Consider the following 1954-nt stretch of genomic DNA (forward strand, 5'->3'; position numbering starts at 1 on the left):
ACCCCATCAATTAACCTTCCGGCACCGGGCAGGCGTCACACCCTATACGTCCACTTTCGTGTTTGCAGAGTGCTGTGTTTTTGATAAACAGTCGCAGCGGCCTGGTTTCTGCGGCCCTCCCCAGCTATTAACCATGGAGGGCGTACCTTCTCCCGAAGTTACGGTACTATTTTGCCTAGTTCCTTCACCTAAGTTCTCTCAAGCGCCTGAGAATTCTCATCCTGCCCACCTGTGTCGGTTTACGGTACGGTCTGCGTAAGCTGAAGCTTAGGAGCTTTTCCTGGAAGCGTGATATCGGCAGCTTCGCCCTAATGGGCTGGTCCTTAGTCTCAACGTTGCTCCCCCGGATTTGCCAAAGGGAACCGCCTCAACTCTCTCACCGGGACAACCAACGCCCGGCCTGCCTAACCTTCTCCGTCCCTCCATCGCACTTACGCGAGGTGCTGGAATATTAACCAGCTTCCCATCGACTACGCATTTCTGCCTCGCCTTAGGGACCGACTAACCCTGCGTCGATTAACGTTGCGCAAGGAAACCTTGGGCTTTCGGCGTGCGGGTTTTTCACCCGCATTATCGTTACTCATGTCAGCATTCGCACTTCCGATACCTCCAGCAACCTTCTCAAGTCACCTTCAACGGCGTACGGAACGCTCCTCTACCGCGCATCACAAAGTGATGCACCCCAAGCTTCGGTTTATCGCTTAGCCCCGTTAAATCTTCCGCGCAGACCGACTCGACCAGTGAGCTATTACGCTTTCTTTAAAGGGTGGCTGCTTCTAAGCCAACCTCCTGGCTGTCTGTGCCTTTCCACATCGTTCACCACTTAGCGATAAATTTGGGACCTTAGCTGTGGGTCTGGGTTGTTTCCCTTTTCACGACGGACGTTAGCACCCGCCGTGTGTCTCCCGCGCAGTCTGTCTTGGTATTCGGAGTTTGCCATGGTTTGGTAAGTCGCAATGACCCCCTAGCCATAACAGTGCTCTACCCCCAAGAAGATTCACGCGAGGCGCTACCTAAATAGCTTTCGAGGAGAACCAGCTATCTCCGGGTTCGATTAGCTTTTCACTCCTAATCACACCTCATCCCCTACCTTTGCAACGGGAGTGGGTTCGGGCCTCCAGTACCTGTTACGGTACCTTCACCCTGGGCATGACTAGATCACCCGGTTTCGGGTCTACTGCCCGCGACTATGCGCCCTTATCAGACTCGGTTTCCCTTCGCCTCCCCTATACGGTTAAGCTCGCCACGAACAGTAAGTCGCTGACCCATTATACAAAAGGTACGCAGTCACCCCGAAGGGCTCCTACTGCTTGTACGCACACGGTTTCAGGTTCTATTTCACTCCCTTCACCAGGGTTCTTTTCGCCTTTCCCTCACGGTACTGGTTCACTATCGGTCGGTCAGGAGTATTTAGCCTTGGAGGATGGTCCCCCCATGTTCAGACAGGGTTTCTCGTGCCCCGCCTTACTCGATTTCACTGGATGAGGTCTTTCGCATACCGGGCTGTCACCGTCTATGGCCGAGCTTTCCAACTCGTTTTGCTAAACCTTACCCAGCTTAAGGGCTGCTCCCCGTTCGCTCGTCACTACTGGGGGAATCTCGGTTGATTTCTTTTCCTCCGGGTACTTAGATATTTCAGTTCTCCGGGTTCGCTTCCAGCAGCTATGTATTCACTGCAGGATACCTATTGCTAGGTGGGTTTCCCCATTCGGACATTGCGGGATCAATGCTTGTTGCCAGCTCCCCCGCACTTTTCGCAGGCTGCCACGTCCTTCATCGCCTCTGACCGCCAAGGCATCCACCGTGTGCGCTTATTCGCTTGACCATATAACCCCAAGTCGCCTCAGGATTATCGTAGTGCCGGGGGGTACAAAGCCCCGACGCGAATTACGACAACTTCAAATGTTAGGGCCTCGAGGGCCCCGCCTTAGCCTCACGACACGTCTGTAGACCT

Annotated in this window: 1 rRNA gene; it reads right to left on the reverse strand. The window is 54.1% G+C overall.

From position 1 onward, the window contains the following. Positions 1–1825, reverse strand: a 23S ribosomal RNA gene (locus ACYVD7_RS14310); the annotation flags it as partial. Positions 1826–1954: the final 129 nt, after the last annotated feature.

It is taken from the genome of Lysobacter fragariae, from assembly GCF_054779775.1.